Raw genomic sequence first — 19871 nt, forward strand, 5'->3', positions numbered from 1 at the left:
CCGACGCTCCCCTCTGAGGCAAAGTATGTCTGCAGCTCTGAAAAATCTGATTCGTTTTCATCACACGCTGATTTGCCTCATTGCCATCAGTGCCTGCTGGCTCTCTTTACCGACGCGAAATCTAAAGGCCCAGTCCCCCGATGCCCGCGCTGTCGCCTTTGCTGTCCAGCAGCAGCTGGTCAAGGCAATTGAGAAAGCAGAACACTCCGTCGTCGCAATCTCCAAAATCAAAACCCGCAAACAGCAGTTCCAGTCGCGCATCCCCGCTCCATTCGGACTCGATCCCAATCAGGATCTGAATCTGAGCCATGACCCACAGGATCTGAATTTTATTCCCACCGAATTCGGATCAGGTGTGATCATTCCGGATCCTACCAATCAGCAAAGGGTATTGGTGCTGACGAATTTCCATCTCACTCAGGGAGGGCCGATCACGGGGCAGAAGAAAGTTCCCGAGTATCGCCTGTACGTCCACACTGAGGACCGTCGCGGATTCTATGCCACGCTCCTTGCTGCCGATCCGCGAAGTGATCTCGCGGTCCTGGTTCCCGCAGGACGAGTTGCAGCAGATGCTTCCCGCCCTCTCAAACCGGTCCAGTATGGAAACACGGAATCAGTCCGCAAGGGACAGTTTGTGATCGCACTGGGAAACCCTTACGCGATTGCCCGTGATGGTTCACCGAGTGCCAGCTGGGGCATTGTGAGTAACTTCCATCGCTATCCCGTCCCCATATTTAAAAACTTCCTGAATCAGGAGCTGTCCAAGAAAGAAACCATCCATCACTTCGGAACCCTGCTGCAGGTGGATACACACCTCGACCTGGGAACCAGTGGCGGCGCTCTGCTCGATCTGGATGGTAATCTGATCGGAGTCACAACGTCCCTGGCCGCTCTGGAAGGTTATGAAAAATCGGCAGGCTACGCGATTCCCATCGACCCGGATACGCGGCGGATCATCGACAGCCTGGCAAACGGGCTCGAGCCGGAATATGGTTTCCTGGGGATCACCCCCGGCACCATTGATCGCAATGAAGCGAACCGAAACCTTGCCGGGGCTGTCAACCTTACAGAGTCGAGCTATGTTCAGACGGGCGGCGTCAAACAGCATTCACCGGCCGAACAGGCGGGATTGCGTACCGGCGATCTGATCCTTTCAATCAATGGTAAGCCGCTGCGCAACGAACTTGACCTGATGCGTGAAGTAGGGAAAGCAGGCGCGGGTACCGAGGCAAAGCTGCAAATCTTGAGAGGAAAAAATCCGCGTGAGTTGACTCTGACAGTGAAACTGGGAAAATGGCCCGTGGCGGATGATGAAGGGATTGTACAAACCCGCTATCGGCATCCCCTCTGGCGCGGTTTACGAGTCGATTATCCCACTGCCCGTGCAAAATATACGTTTAGTCCGTTCACTTACCCGCCCGCTGTGGTTGTGACGCATGTCGCTCCCGACAGTCCCGCGCAACAGGCCGGGCTGACAGAAGGAACGTTCATCCGCCTGGTCAATGATCAGCCGGTACAAACGCCTGACGCGTTCTATCAGGAAGCACAACGGGCCAGCACTTCACCGGTAACATTACAACTTCTGGATGACCGCAAGGTCGTTCTTCCAAACAGTAAGCAATAAGAAACAATGAAAACAGACGAACTTCGCGAGAGTTATCTTTCCTTCTTTCAAGAAAAAGGCTGTGTCAGAAGACCATCCGACGTTCTGGTCCCCCGGGATGACCCTACGGTTCTGTTTACTCCCGCCGGGATGAACCAGTTCAAAGATCAGTTTCTGGGCGTAGGCAAGCTGGAGTTCACGAAAGCCACCACCTGTCAGATGTGCCTCCGCACCGGCGATATTCAAAACGTCGGCGTCACCGCTTACCACCATACCTTCTTCGAAATGCTGGGAAATTTCTCCTTTGGAGATTACTTCAAACGCGAAGCCATTCACTGGGCCTGGGAATATCTGACCTCTAAGAAATATCTGGGCCTCGATCCCAACCTGCTCTCCGTCACCGTCTACCTGGATGACGACGAGGCCTACAACATTTGGCACGATGAAATCAAACTTCCCGCCAACCGCATCAGCCGCGAAAACGAGCACGAAAACTTCTGGCCCGCCGGTGCTCCTTCGGATGGCCCCGACGGTGTCTGCGGCCCCTGTAGCGAAATCTTCTACCACCCCAACGGCGGTAAAGACAACGTCGAAATCTGGAACCTGGTCTTCACCCAGTTCAACCGCGTCGGCGATCCGCCCAACAATCTCAAACCGCTGCCCAAGAAAAACATCGACACCGGCATGGGGCTGGAACGTACCGCCTCCGTTCTGCAGGGCGTACGGAGCAACTTCGAAATCGATACGCTGAAGCAACTCTGTCTGGCCGCCGGCGATGTTGTCGGCACCGGCTATGGATTCGATAAACCTACGGGTCGTCCGCTCCGTCGTATCTCCGATCACGTTCGCGCCATCACCTTCAGTATCCATGAAGGAGTCAATCCGGGTCGTGAAAAAGAAAGCTACGTCGTTCGGCAGCTCCTCCGTCGCGCCTTGCTCGAAGGCTATCTGCTCGGCAAACAGGAGCCGTTCCTGTATCAACTGGTGCCCGCTGTCGTCGACATCATGCAGACTCCCTACCCGGAAATCGCCAAGACCGTCGAACACGTGCAGCACACCATCAAGGAAGAGGAAGAGCAATTCCTGGGCGTCATTGAAAAAGGTCTCACTCGCTTCGAAGGCTTCCTGAAAAAAGCCGAACAGGAAGGCAAATCGGAAATCGCCGGTGAAGACGCTTTTGACCTGCACCAGACAGACGGCTTCCTGATCGAACTCACCGAAGCTCTGGCTGCTAAAAACAATATCAGCGTCAATCGCACGGAATTCAACAACCTGATGCAGCAGCACAAGGAAGGCAGCGGCAGCGGGGCATTCCTCGATTCGGTTATGTCAGAAGGTCCGCTGACGGCTCTGCACAAAACCACCAGCGACACACAATTCAAAGGCTATGAAACTACTGTTGATGAAGGCACAGTCGTCGGCATTATCGCTGAAGATCGCCTGGTGGAATCCGTCGTGGAAAAAGGCCATGCCCATCCCGTCGTGGTCGTACTCGATCAGACACCTTTCTATGCCGAAGCTGGTGGTCAGGTGGGAGACACGGGTTACCTCGAAGGAGAAGGCCTGAAATTTGAAGTCGTGAATACCCAGCGTAACGGCGGATTGATTCTGCACATCGGCCATCTGCTGGAAGGCAAACTGGAACAGGGACAAACCCTCAAAGCAACAGTAATCGAACCGCGCCGGTCCGGCATCCAGCGTGCTCACTCCGCCACTCACCTGCTGCATCACGCCCTGCACACCGTCATCGGCGACAGCGCCATGCAGCGGGGGTCGAAAGTCGAACAGGACACACTTCGCTTCGACTTCTCACACAGCAAGGCACTCACCCCCGAAGAAATCAGCCAGGTCGAAGATATCATCAACCAGCGGATTTCCGAAGGCGCCTCTGTCACCACCCAGTTGATGAAACTGCAGGATGCCCGCAACCTGGGAGCCATGGCTCTCTTTGGTGAGAAATATCCTGACAATGTCCGCGTAGTCCAGATGGGCGACTTCAGTATCGAACTCTGCGGGGGAACCCACCTCACCAACACGGGACAGGTCGGGCTCTGCAAGATCGTCAACGAAGAACCGGTCGCCAAAGGCGTTCGTCGTATCCACGCTTTAACCGGCCCGAAAGCCCTGGAAAAGACGCGCAACAGCGAAAAACTACTGCAGGAAATCGCTGGTCAGCTCAAAGCGCCTCGACTCGATGAACTTCCCCAGAAGATCGCCCATCTGCAGGACGAAATCCGGGAGATGAAAAAACAGCTGCTCAAGTTCTCCAGTAAATCGCTGGCGGGAACCGCCGATGAACTGCTGGATGAAGCCCCTGTCGTGAATGATGTCAAAATCGTGGCCTACCACGCAAAAGATGTCTCACGCGATCAGTTGCGAGAACTGGCAGACCACCTGCGGAAGAAAGGCAAACAGGTCGCACTGATCCTGGGTACCGAGATTGACGGCAAAGTCGCTTTGATGGCCGCCGTTAACCAGGAGCTGGTAAAACAGGGACTCAAAGCCGGTGACTGCGTGAAAGCGGCTGCTAAAGTGGTCGGCGGAGGCGGCGGTGGTCGTCCCGATATGGCCGAAGCCGGCGGTAAGGATCCGGAACAGCTCGACGCCGCCCTGAAAACCGGCGCAGACTACTACCGCAGTCAGCTCGAAGGTTAACTTTGACGCGTTGAACGCCTAGAGCAGCTTACGACGATTCAGCTCAGCGACGACATGTTGCACAATCTGCGACACGTCGCTGGCGCTGAGATCTTCGCTGACTCCCGTCGCACAGCCACCGATGGGCTCATTGGTGAAGCCGTGCTCAGACAGCATGCACTGCAGCGTACGACTCAAAGTCACGATATCCGTTTTCTGCTCGGAAGTAATCGGCTGACGTCCCTGCCCCATATTGAATCCACGTAGTTCCACCGCAGCCCGGAACCCTTCCGGAAACTCAGCAGAATAGATCATCGTATCGAACAGCGTCAGCAGATCGTATTGCACACGACGGGCTTCATCGAGCTGACCGGAAGTGGTCAGGTCATACAGCTTGCGTGTCAGCTCCGGTACAACACCAGAACTCGCATTGGTTCCCCCGTCTGCACCAATCAGCATCAACGGCATCAGTGCCGCATCCCAGCCTGTCAGAAATGAGAATTCCGGACGGTTTGGTCTTACGGCCTGAATCATACGAATCATGTTGGGCAGATCGCCCGAGGAATCTTTGATCGCCACGATCTTTTCACATTCTTCTGAAAGACGCTGGATCGTAGGTACATCGATCGGACTCGCAAACATTGGAATGTTATACAGCGTCACATCGATGGGAGTATTATCCCCAATTTCTTTAAAATAGGCATAAACAGAAGCCGGGCTCAGCTTGTAATAAAAAGGAGCCACAATCGCGACTGCCCGAATCCCCAGTTCGTAGTAGTACTCACAGGCCTTGATTGTCTCCCGTACATTGGCTTCCGCAGCCCCGGCCAGAATCGGCACACGGCCGCGTGTCTGATCCGCAATGATGGCTACAATCCGCTTGCGTTCTTCAGGAGTAAAACGAGTGAATTCCCCCGTAGAACCGTTGGGGTACAGCCCATGAACTCCCTTTTCGATCAGCCAGTCAATATAACGGCGTAATTCCGGCTCATTAATCTCGCCACGAGAATCGTAGGGAACCAGGTTGGGAGTGAAGATACCACGGAGCTTGGTCTCGGACTGCATGTTGGGGGACACCTATACTGAAAATCAAACAGGACTGGGAGTTTGAAGAATTTAGGTGAAGTATAACATATAAATCAGCCCGGGGACACGGATTCAGACCTCTTCTCGTGACTCTTCCGGCGACTCGGAGGGGTCCTCAGAATCGGAATCCATCTGATCCGATTCACCTGCGCTCTCCGTTTCTTCGTCAGATCCGTTATCCCTGCTGTTAAACTCCTCAGCCGTCACCCCCGCTTCCAGCAGGGCCTTCGCCTCGGTCTCCGCGGATCGGCCATAGAAGAACAGAATCAGGAACAGCACCACCAGGCCGACCGGCAACAGAATATAAGGCTGAAATCCGAAGCCCACCGGCAGATACCCGAAGAGCACCGAGACTCCCGCGACTGTCAAGGCGTAAGGGATCTGGGTCAGCACGTGATCCAGATGGTCAGAACCTGATGCCGCCGACGACAGAACCGTCGTATCGGAGATGGGAGAACAGTGATCGCCAAAAATAGCGCCAGCCAGCACACCACCAATCGTCCCCAGCATCAGATGATGATTCGGATCGGCTTCATTCAGTGGCACCAGCAGACTGTACGTCAACGAGATCGACAAAGGCATCAACAGGCCCATGGTGGACCAGGAACTACCGGTTGCAAAACTGACGACGGCTGCCAGCAGAAACGTAATCGTAGGCATCCAGTTGGGTGACAGTTTCTCAGAAAGCAGTTCCACCAGCACGCCGGCAGTATTCAGGTGCTCCTGATCACAGACGGTTGCCACCGCCCAGGCCAGTACCAGAATCAGGATCGCCAGGAACATACTCTTGGCTCCGTTCGCCCAGGCCTCTACACATTCACTTAGCGGAAGCGATTTGGAAAGGCTGCAGCTCACGACCGCTGCAATCGAAGCCAGAAAAGAAGTAATCAACAGCACCCGGTTGGGAGAAGAATGCTCAAGGACATTCTGGAAATTGACTTTGAGTTCCGCTTGCCCTGTTTGTACCCGCTCCATGTTGAGCCGGTTGATCTCGATCGTCCCCGTCCACCAGAGTCCGATCATCGCCAGCCCCAGTAATACCGCCAGGGGGACCAGTGCATTCCGCAGCAACTGGCGTCGTGCGAGCTCGCCACTTTCTGCGTGTCCCTCTACTTCCGTCACGTTAAACCGCCCGGGACGAACCAGCTGTCCATAAGCAATCGCCCGTGTCTCTGCTTTTAACATCGGTCCAAAATCATTCCCGATGTAAGCCACCAGCCAGACAAATGCCAGTAACTGTAACGGATAGAACCGGTAAGGCAGACTGTATAAGAAGGTCGTATAGTAGTCCCCGGTCATCCCCAGACTTGCGTAAGTATCCGCGATATATCCGATCTCGACACCAACCCAGGTGGAAATAATCGCAATTCCCGAAACGGGGGCCGCGGTTGAGTCGACCAGGAAAGCGAGCTTTTCCCGCGAGACTTTCATCCGATCGGTAAATGGTCGCATTGAACTGCCGACCAAAAGAGAATTTGCATAGTCATCAAAAAAGACAATCAGCCCCAGGAACCAGGTCATGACCTGGCTGTGCTCCCGTTTGGAAGCATAACGGGAAAGCCGGTTAACTAAAGCTGCCGTACCGCCTCCTGCTGACATCACGCCGACCATCGCTCCCAGGAACATCGTAAACATGATGATCATCATGTGTGAATAACTGGTACTGCCTGGCTCGACAATCTCATGAATCACGAACGTGTCCAGCGTATGCACGAATCCCAGAAACAGGTTTCCATGCGATAAGATGACAGCCCCCACCCAGATACTGACCAGCAAAGCGAGGATAATATTCCGAAACCAGATCGCGAGTATCACCGCAATCAAAGGAGGCAACAGACTCAGCCATTTGGAAATTCGATAAACTTCCACAGCGCCTGACCGACGCTGGTCAGGATCTACACGGATGACATCGCTGGTAATGTAGACCTTTCGATTCTCCGCGAGATCCGTTTTAAGCTCCAGCACTCCATTTTTAAAAGGCGGCAGTGCCGTGTCGACTTCATGGACCCAGAGCTCAAGACCGACAACTTTTTGAGGATGCTCAGAAAAATCGGTATCCAGGCTACCATCCAGATTAAGCGCCCGGATTGTGACCTGACTCACGGGAATATCGATCACAGCCACATTGGGGGCTTCAATCTGGTAGCGTGCCGGCTCCTGTTTGAGTGGCACCTCCGCAATCGGTGCGGTCTGCCCCAGCAGGCTGGTGATAATAATCAGAAGTGAATGAGTCGCCGCCATCGTCCCTCAGGCTGCTGAGTGATTCTAGGATTGGGACAGAGCCTGTCCGCGTCAGATCAGACGTTCCATTTCTCGTGCAAACATATTGAAACGGATCATGATCCGAACCGCAAGCGATGATTTCCAGAAACACATGTTCGCTGCGCAATCACCGCCGACAGATGTGAAACTGGCTAAGCTACCGAGTTATCTGGCTTCTCAGCGGGCCAGTAAAGATGGAAGGTGACCCCGCGATCGGAGTTAGTTTCTGCAGCAATCGTAGCACCGTGCTGCGTGGCAATCCGCCAGCACTTGGACAAACCAAATCCGAGCCCTCGTCCCGCCTGTCGTGCCGAGTAAAACGGATCAAACAGGTGGATGCGTTCTTCTTCTGTCAGCCCTGCCCCCTCATCAATAACCTTTAAGTGGATGAAAGGCCCTGACTCCGTCTCAAGCGGGGAGACGCTGATCTTAATCTGCCCACCTGCTTCCATCGCCTGCAGACTGTTCAACAGCAGATTACTCAACACGACTTTCCACTGTGTTTCATCTGCGTACAGGGACAGCGACTCAGCAATGTTGACCTCTAGCTGTACTTTCCCTTGATTGATTTCTTCCTGTAAGCTTACGAGCACGTCATCAATGGTTTGTGAGAGCGACAATGTTTCAGGTCGGGGAGCAGGCGGGCGGGCGAACAACATCGCATCACCGATCATATCCCTGACCCGGTAAGCCTGTCCGCCAATTGTCGACAGGGCCTGCCGACGTTCGGGGTCAGTCTCTGACTTGAGCAGCATCTGCACCCGCCCGACGATGGTCGCTACGGGGTTATTGATTTCATGTCCGGCCCCGGCGGCAAATTCCGCCATCGCTTCCAGCTTATCAGCATCAGGGATAATCCATTCCGCTGTGGATGCCACCTGCCTTGAACCAGATTCTCCCTGCAGCAAGGCCTGATTCAATACGCGCTGACTCACATCCAGCAATTCAGAAACCAGAAGATCAAACCCGTCGCTCAGACTGGGAGTAAATAGAAACAGGCCCAGCATCGTTTCCCGATGACAGGCCTGATAATAAGCGCGTGCAGGATGATCCGAAATTTCGGCAAAAGAATGAGCCTCATTCATCAAAGAGTGCAGCCGTTCTTCGCGGGAAGTCCCGGGAAGTACGGGAACAGTCTCACGATGCACACAAGAGGCTTCCTGCGCTGAAGCATGCAGCACAGCAGCTGAAAACTGAGAGGGCTCTGATTTCAGAACCCCCAGATAAACGGCAGCAGAACCTGTTGCTTCACACCAGACTGAAGCGAGTTCACAAATGGTCGATCCCAGTGAGCGCGTGGGGATCAATGACCAGAGACGTCGATAGATGACAGCCGGTAAGTGAGTCTCTACGCTACCGGTCTCGCTCGACATCTGACACTCCCTGCAGCAGTCTCCACGACGACCGGACGTTTTCCGATCGCCATGAAACCGATGACTGCCCTGGTTCAGGCAGTGTGAACAGACTCCAGGTTCAACAGTGTGCAGACCCGATCTGCCAGTTGCTCAACTTCAAACGGCTTCTGCATGAAGTCGTTGGCGCCGGCTGCTTTCAGATCATCAATCTTGTCTGCTTCGACCATACCACTGATACAGATGATTTTCACATCGTCCATGGATGAATCACTGCGGACCCGCTGACAGACTTCTTTACCGTTAATATCGGGCAGCATCACGTCCAGAATAATGATGTCCGGATGATATTCTTTGACCATCATCCCTGCATCGAAGCCGTTGTTGGCAACACGAATTTCGAAGCGTGAATCGGCTTCCAGAACGTCGCGAATCAACTCTACCAACTCTTCATCGTCGTCCACAATTAAAGCTTTGCGCTTCCCACTTTCCAGGGCATCAGTGGGAATTCCGTTGTCCTTCATGAACTTGAACAGAACATCGCGCGGAATACGTCGAAAACGAGAACCGGGTACCCGAAATCCCTTTAATTGGCCAGAATCAAAACAGCGAATAATCGTTTGTTGACTCACTTTGCAAATCTTTGCGGCTTCGCCTGTGGTAAAGACCGTTTTCATATTGCTCATCCATCCTTTGAAGACCCGACCCTGTTGAGCGGGAATGACCAAGCGCTGTAAGGTTATTACGACATGCAATAACCGAGCCCCTGCGCAGGTGCCCCAGTGACCCGTTCACTGATCAACCTGCCTGAAACTGACATCTCCATAATCAGCCTCTTATCTATTCACTTGAATCCAGTCAACTGAATTCAGGTAAAGCGATAAAAAACCGCATCCTCCAAGGTGCAGTTCTGTGGCCCGTCACTTGCCAAACGCTACTGATTGGCCAGACGTCACAGGTATCCCACATGGATCCAAACGCCAAAACTTTCAATACCGCTTGACTTTACCAGTATTATCAATAATTCCGATTGTATCTATTCTGACGATTTGGTCAACACGCATTCGCTCGGTTGACCAATTTATTGAAATAAACATGTACAAAACATGAACTTAGAGAAAGTCGAGCAAGCTGAAAGCGCACTATTTTAACGACGAGTAAGTCAGACAGTTAAGCAGCGCGCAGCACAGAACTGACGCATTCACAATGAGTTATGAGAATAATTCTTCCAGAACGGAAAATTTCAGGTCGCCATACGGCTGCTGCTATTGAGATACAGCACCAGAACCGTCAGATCAGCGGGAGTCACTCCACTGATCCTTCCTGCCTGTCCAATGTTACGCGGCTTGACACGACTCAGCTTCTCTTTGGCCTCATTTCTCAGATTGGGGACCAGCTGATAGTCAATATGGTCAGGTATGTGCAGTGTCTCTACGTTCTTCTGCTTTTCAATTTCTGCAGTCTGACGACGGATATAACCAGCGTATTGGACCTCAATCAGCGTCTGTTCGATGGCTCTCTCCGAAAGTGGCATCTCTTTGAGGGCCGGAGCAATTTCACAGATTTCTTCCCAGCCTGTGTCCTGTCGACGCAGCCATTCCTCCAGCGTGTTCCCCTGGTAACGGGTTCCCTGAATGAACTGTTTGACCTGGTCAATCTCGGCTTCATACGCCTGGTACTTCTGCCAGCGTTCATCATCGACCGAGCCTACTTTACGCCCCAGCGGTGTCATCCGGCGGTCTGCATTATCCTGTCGGAGCAGCAGTCGAAACTCGGCCCGTGAAGTAAACATTCGGTAAGGCTCATCGACACCTTTCGTCACCAGGTCATCAATCAGCACACCCAGGTAGGCCTGGTTCCGATCCAGAATCAGGTCTTCTTTACCAGCCAGCTTCAAAGCTGCATTCAAACCGGCCAGCAACCCCTGCCCGGCTGCCTCTTCATAGCCCGTCGTTCCATTTAACTGACCAGCGAAGTAGAGACCGGAAACCCGTTTCGTCTCCAGCGTCGGCTTGAGCTGCGTTGGGGTCGCGAAGTCATATTCGACTGCGTAGCCGTAGCGCATGATCTCGGTCTGCTCCAGTCCCCGAATCGAATGGATCATCTTGTCCTGCACATCACGAGGCAGACTGGTGGAGATCCCATTACAGTAATATTCGTTGGTGTAACGTCCTTCCGGCTCCAGAAAGATCTGATGAGAATTCCGCTCCGCGAACCGGACAACCTTATCTTCGATCGATGGACAATAACGCGGACCAGTCGAATTAATCTGCCCCGAATACATGGGCGCGCGGTGCAGATTCTCGTTGATCAACTGATGCACATAGTCGTTGGTTTCTGTCAGATAGCAGGGCATCTGCGGCTGTGTCAGCTTCTCTGTCAGATAAGAGAACGGCTGTGGCGCTTCATCACCGGGCTGTTCTTCCAGCACCGAGAAATCAATGGTCCTTCCATTCAGACGGGCGGGAGTTCCTGTTTTGAATCGCTGCAGTTCAAAGCCAAGCTGGGCCAGGCTGTCAGACAGAGTTCCCGTGGTCCCTTCTCCGGCGCGGCCCCCTTTGGTTTTCGCTTCTCCGGTATGCATAATCGCCTGCAGAAAGGTTCCCGTCGTCAGGATTACGGCTCGCGCTCGATAACAGGCATCGCCGTGTACCAGCACTCCGGTAACCTGATCCTGTTCCACAATCAGACTTTTGACCATCTCCTGGCGTAGCGCCAGATTGTCCTGCTGCTCGACTTTCCATTTCATGCAGAACTGATAAGCCTTTTTATCAGCCTGGGCCCGGGGACTGTGCATTGCCGGCCCTTTGGAACGATTCAGCATCCGAAACTGGATCCCGGTCTCGTCAATCACCCGCCCCATTTCGCCACCCAGCGCATCGATCTCACGCACGATCTGTCCCTTGGCGACTCCACCAATGGCGGGATTGCAGCTCATCTGACCTACGGTGTCGCAGTTCATGGTTAACAGAGCCGTTTTCGCTCCCAACCGGGCCGCAGCCAGAGCGGCTTCGCAACCGGCGTGGCCGGCACCGACAACAACGACATCATAATCATACGTGACAGAGTAACTCATGGTTCTTCTTTGCAGTTCAGAGACGCCTGGCGTGCTAACTTATCGAAACAGGGGACCCGCATCGGGGGGGTTGAGCTTCAAATGCTCCAATGCCGCCATCGTGACGATTCGCCCACGGGGGGAACGCTGAATGAAACCGGAACGCAGTAGAAACGGCTCGACTTCATCTTCCAGCGTATCAGCCGGGATATTCAGACTGTGTCCCAGCGCCTGGACTCCTGCAGGCCCGCCGGAAAATGTCTTGATCAGAGTTTCCAGATATCGGCGGTCCTGGCGTTCCAGACCAATCTGATCGATTTCCAGCATGTCAAATGCCCGCTTGACGACTTCATTGGTAATATTACCATCTGCCTTGCTCGTCGCAAAGTCCCGCGCCCAGCGTAACAGGTTATTTGCCTTACGTGGGGTGCCTCGGCTGCGGCGGGCAATTTCAAAAGCAGCATCGTCAGTGATCGGTGTTCTGAGTTTGCGGGCATTCCGCCGCACAATTTCGATCAGATCCTGGTCCTCATAAAAATCGAGGTGCTCGCGACGGACAAAGCGATCCCGCAAAGGCGCGGTCAACATACCGCTCCGTGTCGTCGCACCAATGACGGTGAACTTCTGCAGTTTCATATTCACCGTCCGGGCATTCAATCCTTCACCCAGGGTGATATCGACCCGAAAATCTTCCATGGCCGGATAAATAAATTCTTCCACGGTCGCCGGCATTCGGTGAATTTCATCAATAAACAGGAACGAGCCGTGGCTGGCATTAGTCAGGTAAGGCAGCAGGTCTTTGGGGGCACTGAGTGCAGGACCAGACGTGATCTGCAGTTCGGTTCCCAGTTCGCGAGGCAATACGGAGGCCAGGGTCGTCTTTCCCAGACCAGGCGGACCATCCAGCAGCAAATGCCCCAGCGGCTCATTCCGCTTTCGGGTCGCATCCAGGAAGACCTCCAGGCGTTCTACGACCTGTCGCTGACCGACCACTTCACTTAAGCGTTGGGGCCTGAGTTCGTCATCGTATTCAGGATCATCAGCCAGATAGCCGGAATTCCAGCCCCCGCCACCGCCGGAAAAATCATCTTCCGGCTCGTCTTCCCCTCTAATTACAGGCTCACGAACCATAGTTTCGACCAGGACATTATGTATATCATCCGGAGGCCCCACGACCTCTGCAAATCGGCTGGTATCATAGCAGACAGACTCCCCTGACGTAAAACCCAGACAGGTCGGCTCTGGAGAATTCTGACAGCTCACAGGTCGAAAAAGTTCACGGTGAGTGTGTAATCTGCGCGTAGGCTACCGCTTTGACCAGTAATACATAAGAGTAAAAGAAGACCGTCGCCGGAAGGCTCAGCAGAATGGCTCCTCCCAGCACTGCCTCAAATGGTAGTTCCAGCGAATACACCAGCAGAAACGAGATCCCAAATAATGCTGCGACTCCCAGCAGAACCAGCCCAAACCACGAAAGAAATATCAGAAACAATGTCAGCAGATTTCCTTTAGTCACTTCAACCGACTTGCCAAAAGCATCGACCCCGGGCAGGTCTCGGTCTACCAGCAGATAGGGATAAGGCCAGAACATCAGCGCCAGTACATATCCCAGCAACGCAAAAATCAGATTGGCAAAGAAGATGAGTCCCTGAAACAGGATTGTGCAGAGAACCATCCGGCCGACAAAAGGTCTGCCCGCGAACAAGTCCCCCATGACGGGCTGATGATCCCGCGCCACTTTCAGAAACAGGAGCACTTTTCCCAGCTCACAGTAAGCGGCACCATAGAGCGTCACAATAACCAGGATCAGCCCCAGAAATGCCACACTCAATACCATCAGGGGCCCTTCCGGCATCACCGACTCCAGTCCCATACAGACTAGAAGAAACACTCCCAGGAGCAGCCCTGCAAAGCAGGCAAACAGAATATTAGCCAGTAGAGGACCGAGGAGACAAAGGCCCGGATACTCCCAGAACAACTGCCAGGAACGGTTCAGGACCTGCCCGACTTTGATTGACTGATACTCGTCTGTTGTTAATGTTTTCCGGCTGAGAATCTCTCCACATTCGATACACGCGTCATCGGATTTGAGGTTCACAGCCCCGCACATGGGGCATTCCACAGTCTCAGCGGCAGGCTGCCGAAGGGGAGGTTCCTCGAAGAAATCGTCGTAGACGTCAGCAGCCAAAGAGTCATCGGGACGCGGAACGGAAATTGTTTCAGTGCACTGAGGACATCGTGCCAGGCTTCCCGCCTTATCGTCAGGAGCAGACAATACTTTCTGGCAAAACGGGCACTCAAACTCAATCGTCAACGAATCAGGACTTTCTCAGCTGTTCTAACCGCGTTTCAGCAACCATCGATTACTGGTTAGTCATTTCGGCGTAGGCGACCGTTTGAAGCATGTAAGTGAAGGGGACAATCAAGATCAAACCGACGAACAAAGTCACAAGCCCCCCGACCGCCGTGATCAAGAAGCTTAAAATGGACAGCCCGAGGAAATTCAACTTGTTCCCGGCCATGACTTCTTTTGCCTTTTTAAATGACTCAATCCCCGGCAGATCCCGATCGATCAGGATAAACGAGTAAGGCCAGAACATCAGCGACAGAATGATTCCGGGAATGATCAGAGCGACGAATCCCAGCGTGACTACCAGTCCGTAAACGATACTGCAGAGAATCATCCGCCCCAGAAACGGACCTCCACTGAAGAGTTCATTGAATTCAGGGTTCTCCCCGCGGGCCAGTTGCAGGAAGACCCTCTGCCCTCCCAACTGAAAATAAAACATGACACAGTAGGTCATAAAATTCTGCATGAGCGCCAGTACCACAACTGCCACCATCGTACCTTCTCCGCGTCCCCCTCCCTGCAGGACCGCATTCTGGACGATCTGCATGAAAATTCCGATGACCATGGAAGCCACAAAATAAATACTCCCGGCGACCAGAGGAATGGCAATGACCATTCCGAGATTGGCTTTATAAAGCTCCCAGGCGCGGGAGAATGTGTCATTGATGCTGAAGATCCGGGGTTCCCATCCACCTCGACCAGAGCCAGTCGTTGCTTTCAGGGTCTCGCCGCAGTAGTCACATTTCGCAGCGCCTGCAGGGACCGATTCACCACACATGGGGCAAACCTGCTGACCACCGGCGAGAAAACTCTGTTCCTCACTGACAGTCTGCTCTCCCAGAAAGCTGGACTCCTCCGGGACAGGGGCATCAAACTCACCAAAACCATCGTCAGCACTGACATCTGCTGTCGGCGCCGGTACAGTCACCGCTTCGCCGCACTGGGGACATTTTGCTCTGCGGCCAGCTTTGTCATCTGAAGTTTTGAGAACCTTGTTACAGTGTGAGCAACTGAATTCGATCGTCAAGCCGCTGTCCCCCTCAAAATCAGGATGTCAATGTTGTCAGTTATTCGGCCATGACCTCGGCCATGATTTCGTCTGGAATATTGAAGTTCGCTGTGACGCTCTGCACATCATCATGGTCTTCCAGTGCTTCCATCAGTTTGAGCACTTTTTTACCATCTTCCACGTCCAAGTCTACAGTTGTCTCGGGAATCCGTGAAATTTCTGCCAGATTGGTGGGAATTTGTTTCTGTTCGAATTCATCTGCCACCTGCTGAAACGCATCCACGCTGCAGGTCACCTCATAGACATCGCCATTTGCTTTAACGTCATCGGCGCCCGCTTCCAGGGCGATTTCGAACAGCTCATCCTCTTCCACGTTTTCACAGGGAACCAGAAACAGTCCCTTCCGCTCAAACATCCAGGCAACACAACCAGTGCTGCCCAGATTACCGCCGTGAACTTCGAAGATTTTTCGAACTTCCCCTGCCGTCCGATTGCGGTTCTCTGTCAGAATATCGCACAGCACAGCGACACCGGCTGAACCATAGCCTTCGTAAACCAGTTCTTCAAAATTCTCTCCGGAGAGTTCACCGCAGCCTTTTTTGACAGCGCGGTCAATATTCTCCTTTGGCATACTGGCCTTGCGGGCTTTATCGATCGCATAGCGCAGAGCCAGGTTCATCACCGGATCCCCACCCCCATGCTGAGCAGCCACGATGATAGCGCGACTTAATTTGCCAAAGAGTTTCCCTCGCTTTTTATCTACCACCCCTTTCTTGGCGGCGATATTAGCCCAGTGTGAATGACCTGCCATGGATGTATTTCGCTTAACTCAATATAGGTGGAAGATGACTGCGCGGAAATCACGCAGTATGGAATGGATTTGTGCCAATAGTACAAAAACTCACAGGGGATTGAAATCGATCACTGACTCAGTTTTTGCTGGATCTGATCAATCAGTTTGGTGTCAGGCGGAGTTGCTTTCCGGGCTGCTTCCAGAGCTTTTTTCCAGAGTTCAGCAGCCTGCTCGTTCTTATTCAACTTATGGTAGCAATCTGCTAAATGATCCAGGATCGTACTGTCTCCCCCTCCGGGAAGTTTGCTGGCCTTTTCCAGATATCCCACGGCCTCTTCGTACTTCTTCAGCTTGAACAGCACCCAGCCCATACTGTCGAGGTAAGCCATGTTGTCTGGTTCCGACTTCAGAGCAATCCGGATCATCTTTTCCGCCTTCTCCAGGTTCTTTCCCTGGTCTGCATAGAGATATCCCAGATCGTTGTTGATCGAGGGACTGCTCGGATCTTCTGCCAGCATCTCCTCGAGCACTTTCTCACCTTTGGCGATGTCCCCCTTCTGAACATAACTGTTCGAAAGCATCATCTTGACTTCATAGACCCGGTCTTGCTGCTGAGGATATTTTTTGATGAAGCTCTGAATCTGCTCGATTGCGTTATCCCAGTCATGTGCATGGTAGTAGATCCAGGCATGCTGATAGTCCAGCATCGGAAATCGCGGAGCAGCCTGGCGTGCTTCCTCGTTGACTTTGAGGGCCGCTTCAGTCTCTCCATTCCGCTCCAATGCGTCAGCCAGAAATGACATCAGGTTAATTCGCTGCGGTGCCAGCAAAGGATTCTCTACCGCTTTCCGCAACAGGTCAGACAGTTCGCCGTACTTCCCTTCCTCGCGCAGTAATGTGCTGTACTCCTGCAGGATCAGCAGCGTCCAGTTTCCACGGATCTGGGGTTTGGCGTGTTTCCCTGCTGCATCAATGGCGTACTCGTAAAATTCTCCAGCGGCTTTGTTGTCACCCGCTTCGGCAGCCAGTTTGGCAATGATGAATGCCGAAAAGACATCGACGCCCGGCGGATCTTTCTTTTTCTGCTGTTGTGCTTCTGCGACCAGGGCATTTACCAGCTTCTTGTCCTCAGACATCCGCTGCAGGTCCGGCTGAATTTTGCGGATTCCTTCACCGGACTGCACGATTTCAGAGAGGGTTGTAATCAGTTGTTCGTATTTCTGATTCTTTTCATAAAGCCTCAAGAGACCTGCCAGCCCCTCGATGTCTGATGATTCTCCGATTGATGTCTTGTAAGTCTTTTCGGCGTCATCGAATCGTCCGGCTTCTCCATACTGCTCAGCCAGGTAATAGTGCAGGGTCCGGTTGTACTTGTCTTTTTCAGCCAGTTTTTCCAGTCGGGTAATCAGCTCGTCTGACTGATTCAAAGCCACCAGAATTTCTCCGAGGAACTCATAAGCCTTGCGTCCTTTCGATTGCAGCTGTTCATCGAAATAAGACTGCAGTGAGTCGAGTGCCTGCTGATATTGTTTCGAACGATAGTAGACCTGCGCCAGGTGATACTTGAGAATCCCGGGACGCCCCTTCTGTGATTCCGCTGCCTTGTTAAAAGCTTCCACAGCCAGTTTCAGACGATCGGTCTCCAGAAACGACTGACCGATCCGTTCGAAGAGCTTGCCCTGCTTGGCTTCCAGTTGAGCCCGGGTATTGAATTCGAACGTATAATCATCCGGCTTGGTCAGCGCCTTAAATACGACTTCCCAGCACTGGGCCGCTTCTTCCTGTTTTCCCAGACGCTCATACAGATTGGCCTGATCGTGTTTGATTATGACGTAGACACCAGACTTCTTATCGATCGCGGGAGACTCGGAAGCCTTCTCCAGAAAGTTGACCGCTTCTTCAAAACGGCCCTGACCAGCCATATGCAGACCTAGTTTCCGCATCAGCTCATAATCACCCGGATCGAGCTCGACGGCTTTCTGAGCATATTGAATGGCTTCGTCTGTCTTATCCAGTCCGGAGGCCAGACGAATCAGTACCCGGTAAATTTCGAGTGAATTCGGATTGTCTTCCATCGCCAGCTTATATGCTTCATACGCCCCGACGAAATCGTTGCGTGCTTCGCGCATCCGCCCTGTCATATACCAGGCGGCGGAATCAATTTTTTTCTGCTCTGTCTTCGAACGAGGTTTGGCAGGCACAAAGGGGAGCGTCACATCATCCGCAATGCCCTCTTCCAGAGTGATCACTTTAGGCGAGGCCTGCTTTTGAGCCGGTTCGTCCCCTTTCTTCGCGGGCATCTCTGCCGCAAGCGCCGCTGGAATGAGAAGAAGCAAAACGGCGGGCAGGAACAGCCAGCCACAGACTGGCACTTTGATAGACCGACTCATAATTTGAACTCCATTAAAAACAGAGATTTCATTTACTCTCGAGCGCATTCCCCCAACCGGTATTCGTCGGACATCAGTCAGCCCGACCGGATCAGCTACAGGAAACGCCACAGACAGCCCCGATTCGGGCTGTGGAAAACAGTGACAGCATCAGCAGATACAATCAATGCGCGCATCCATTGTAACGCGTTTTCACTATCTTCTCCAAGCCTGCTTTTGCCGGAATCCCGTTTTTTCAGCTGGGACTCTAAAAGAATACGCATACCGTCTATGTGAAGAGGGGAAGCGGTAGCGGTACAAAACAGCAGAAACTCAAAAGCATCAGAGTAAAGCAGCTCTATTTTTTAGTCGACGAAGACTTCTTCGGCACCTTCTTTTTGGTGGTCTTTTTTGTCGCTGAGGTCTTGGCAGCCGTTTTCTTCACAGCCTTTTTAACCGACTTGGTCTTTTTGGCTGGAACCTTCTTTTTGACTTTGGTGACCGCCTTCTTGCCTTTGACAGCAGCCTTCTTTTTCTTCACTGTCTTCTTTTTCTGCTTCGACAGCGGATTGGCAAACAGATCTTCCAGCCGACTGGGGGCATCCATCAGATCCACGCCTTCCTCGGGCAGCGGATTTTTATCCAGATTAAAATCGGCCTGCAGTTCTTCATCGGTGGCCAGACAACGCAGCAGGTGGCTCAATAAAGGTGCATCCGATTTCCGCGCGGTTGATTTTAGGCTGTCACTGGCAGTCTCAATGCTCTCATCGGCAGGCAGCAGGCCCAGCCATTTGCTGGCATTCAGGATCTTCTCATCTGCCGGAACCAGGTGACTGCCCAGCACTACCTGTAACGTATGATTCAGCACAAATGGCGTCAGCGCCTTCATACGGGTCAACTGCTTCTGAGCCTGTTCCAGGGTCTTCTTACGCATCCCTTCCAGGTCAAAACAGAATTCCTTATCGAAGACATACTGCAGCACCGAACGGATTCGATACGAACGCCACTCCGCATCACCCACGGTAGCAAAGACCGGTTCCAGTTCGGAAATGGTGCTGACCCGAATTTCGTTCAGATCATGAAACCCGTCAAGCAGATCTTCCAGCACCTGATCTGCCAGCTCATTCGTTGTATTCTCAAGACAGATGCCGTGCAGAATCGTTTCCAGGACAGGACGGTCGTATTTGGGTAATGTTGCTGAATACCGCTTCTTCAGGAGCGTCATCAACTTTTTGCAAATCGCCTGTTTATCCGACGTCGATATTTTTTTAGCAACCATATCTGTCTGCGTAATATTTGAGTTATTTCAAAAGGAATGAATATGAAAACAGCGTCTGTGCTTACTCACATCAACGCTG

At 52.8% G+C, this 19871-nt stretch carries 13 protein-coding genes; 2 read left to right on the forward strand and 11 right to left on the reverse strand.

Annotated features, from left to right (window positions below; all coding sequences use genetic code 11):
* Positions 1-25: 25 nt before the first annotated feature.
* Entirely contained in the window at positions 26-1624 is a 1599-nt protein-coding gene (locus tag FYZ48_RS13690) for a trypsin-like peptidase domain-containing protein (protein ID WP_149341256.1), read from the forward strand.
* Between the two features lie 6 nt (positions 1625-1630).
* A complete protein-coding gene (alaS, locus tag FYZ48_RS13695) occupies positions 1631-4258 on the forward strand; it encodes an alanine--tRNA ligase (protein WP_149341258.1) in 2628 nt (875 codons plus the stop codon).
* 18 nt (positions 4259-4276) lie between these two features.
* Here alaS and FYZ48_RS13700 read toward each other — a convergent pair whose 3' ends face one another.
* The 11 genes from FYZ48_RS13700 to FYZ48_RS13750 form a co-directional block, all read right to left on the reverse strand.
* Positions 4277-5302, reverse strand: coding sequence for a dihydrodipicolinate synthase family protein (locus tag FYZ48_RS13700; protein ID WP_149341260.1), 1026 nt, complete (start codon positions 5300-5302; stop codon positions 4277-4279).
* A gap of 93 nt (positions 5303-5395) precedes the next feature.
* Positions 5396-7564, reverse strand: coding sequence for a Na+/H+ antiporter NhaC family protein (locus FYZ48_RS13705; RefSeq protein ID WP_149341262.1), 2169 nt, complete (start codon positions 7562-7564; stop codon positions 5396-5398).
* A gap of 173 nt (positions 7565-7737) precedes the next feature.
* Complete coding sequence (locus FYZ48_RS13710; RefSeq protein WP_149341264.1) at positions 7738-8958, reverse strand: ATP-binding protein; 1221 nt, start codon at positions 8956-8958, stop codon at positions 7738-7740.
* Between the two features lie 74 nt (positions 8959-9032).
* A complete protein-coding gene (locus FYZ48_RS13715; protein ID WP_145037498.1) occupies positions 9033-9614 on the reverse strand; it encodes a response regulator in 582 nt (193 codons plus the stop codon).
* 566 nt (positions 9615-10180) lie between these two features.
* The gene (gene mnmG, locus FYZ48_RS13720; RefSeq protein ID WP_149341266.1) at positions 10181-12013 is read right to left on the reverse strand and encodes a tRNA uridine-5-carboxymethylaminomethyl(34) synthesis enzyme MnmG; all 1833 of its coding nucleotides are present in this window, start codon (positions 12011-12013) and stop codon (positions 10181-10183) included.
* Between the two features lie 39 nt (positions 12014-12052).
* Positions 12053-13123, reverse strand: a complete 1071-nt coding sequence (gene ruvB, locus FYZ48_RS13725; RefSeq protein WP_149341268.1) for a Holliday junction branch migration DNA helicase RuvB — start codon at positions 13121-13123, stop codon at positions 12053-12055.
* Positions 13124-13268: 145 nt separating this feature from the next.
* The gene (locus tag FYZ48_RS13730) at positions 13269-14102 is read right to left on the reverse strand and encodes a hypothetical protein (RefSeq protein WP_187782016.1); all 834 of its coding nucleotides are present in this window, start codon (positions 14100-14102) and stop codon (positions 13269-13271) included.
* Between the two features lie 253 nt (positions 14103-14355).
* Complete coding sequence (locus FYZ48_RS13735; protein ID WP_149341272.1) at positions 14356-15369, reverse strand: zinc ribbon domain-containing protein; 1014 nt, start codon at positions 15367-15369, stop codon at positions 14356-14358.
* Between the two features lie 40 nt (positions 15370-15409).
* Entirely contained in the window at positions 15410-16162 is a 753-nt protein-coding gene (locus FYZ48_RS13740) for a YebC/PmpR family DNA-binding transcriptional regulator (RefSeq protein WP_149341275.1), read from the reverse strand.
* 110 nt (positions 16163-16272) lie between these two features.
* The gene (locus FYZ48_RS13745; RefSeq protein ID WP_187782017.1) at positions 16273-18534 is read right to left on the reverse strand and encodes a tetratricopeptide repeat protein; all 2262 of its coding nucleotides are present in this window, start codon (positions 18532-18534) and stop codon (positions 16273-16275) included.
* Between the two features lie 337 nt (positions 18535-18871).
* Positions 18872-19738 carry a hypothetical protein gene (locus tag FYZ48_RS13750; protein ID WP_149341279.1) on the reverse strand — a complete coding sequence of 289 codons (867 nt, stop codon included), beginning with the start codon at positions 19736-19738 and terminating at the stop codon, positions 18872-18874.
* Positions 19739-19871 lie beyond the last annotated feature (133 nt).

It is taken from the genome of Gimesia chilikensis, from assembly GCF_008329715.1.
GTDB classification, from domain to species: domain Bacteria; phylum Planctomycetota; class Planctomycetia; order Planctomycetales; family Planctomycetaceae; genus Gimesia; species Gimesia chilikensis.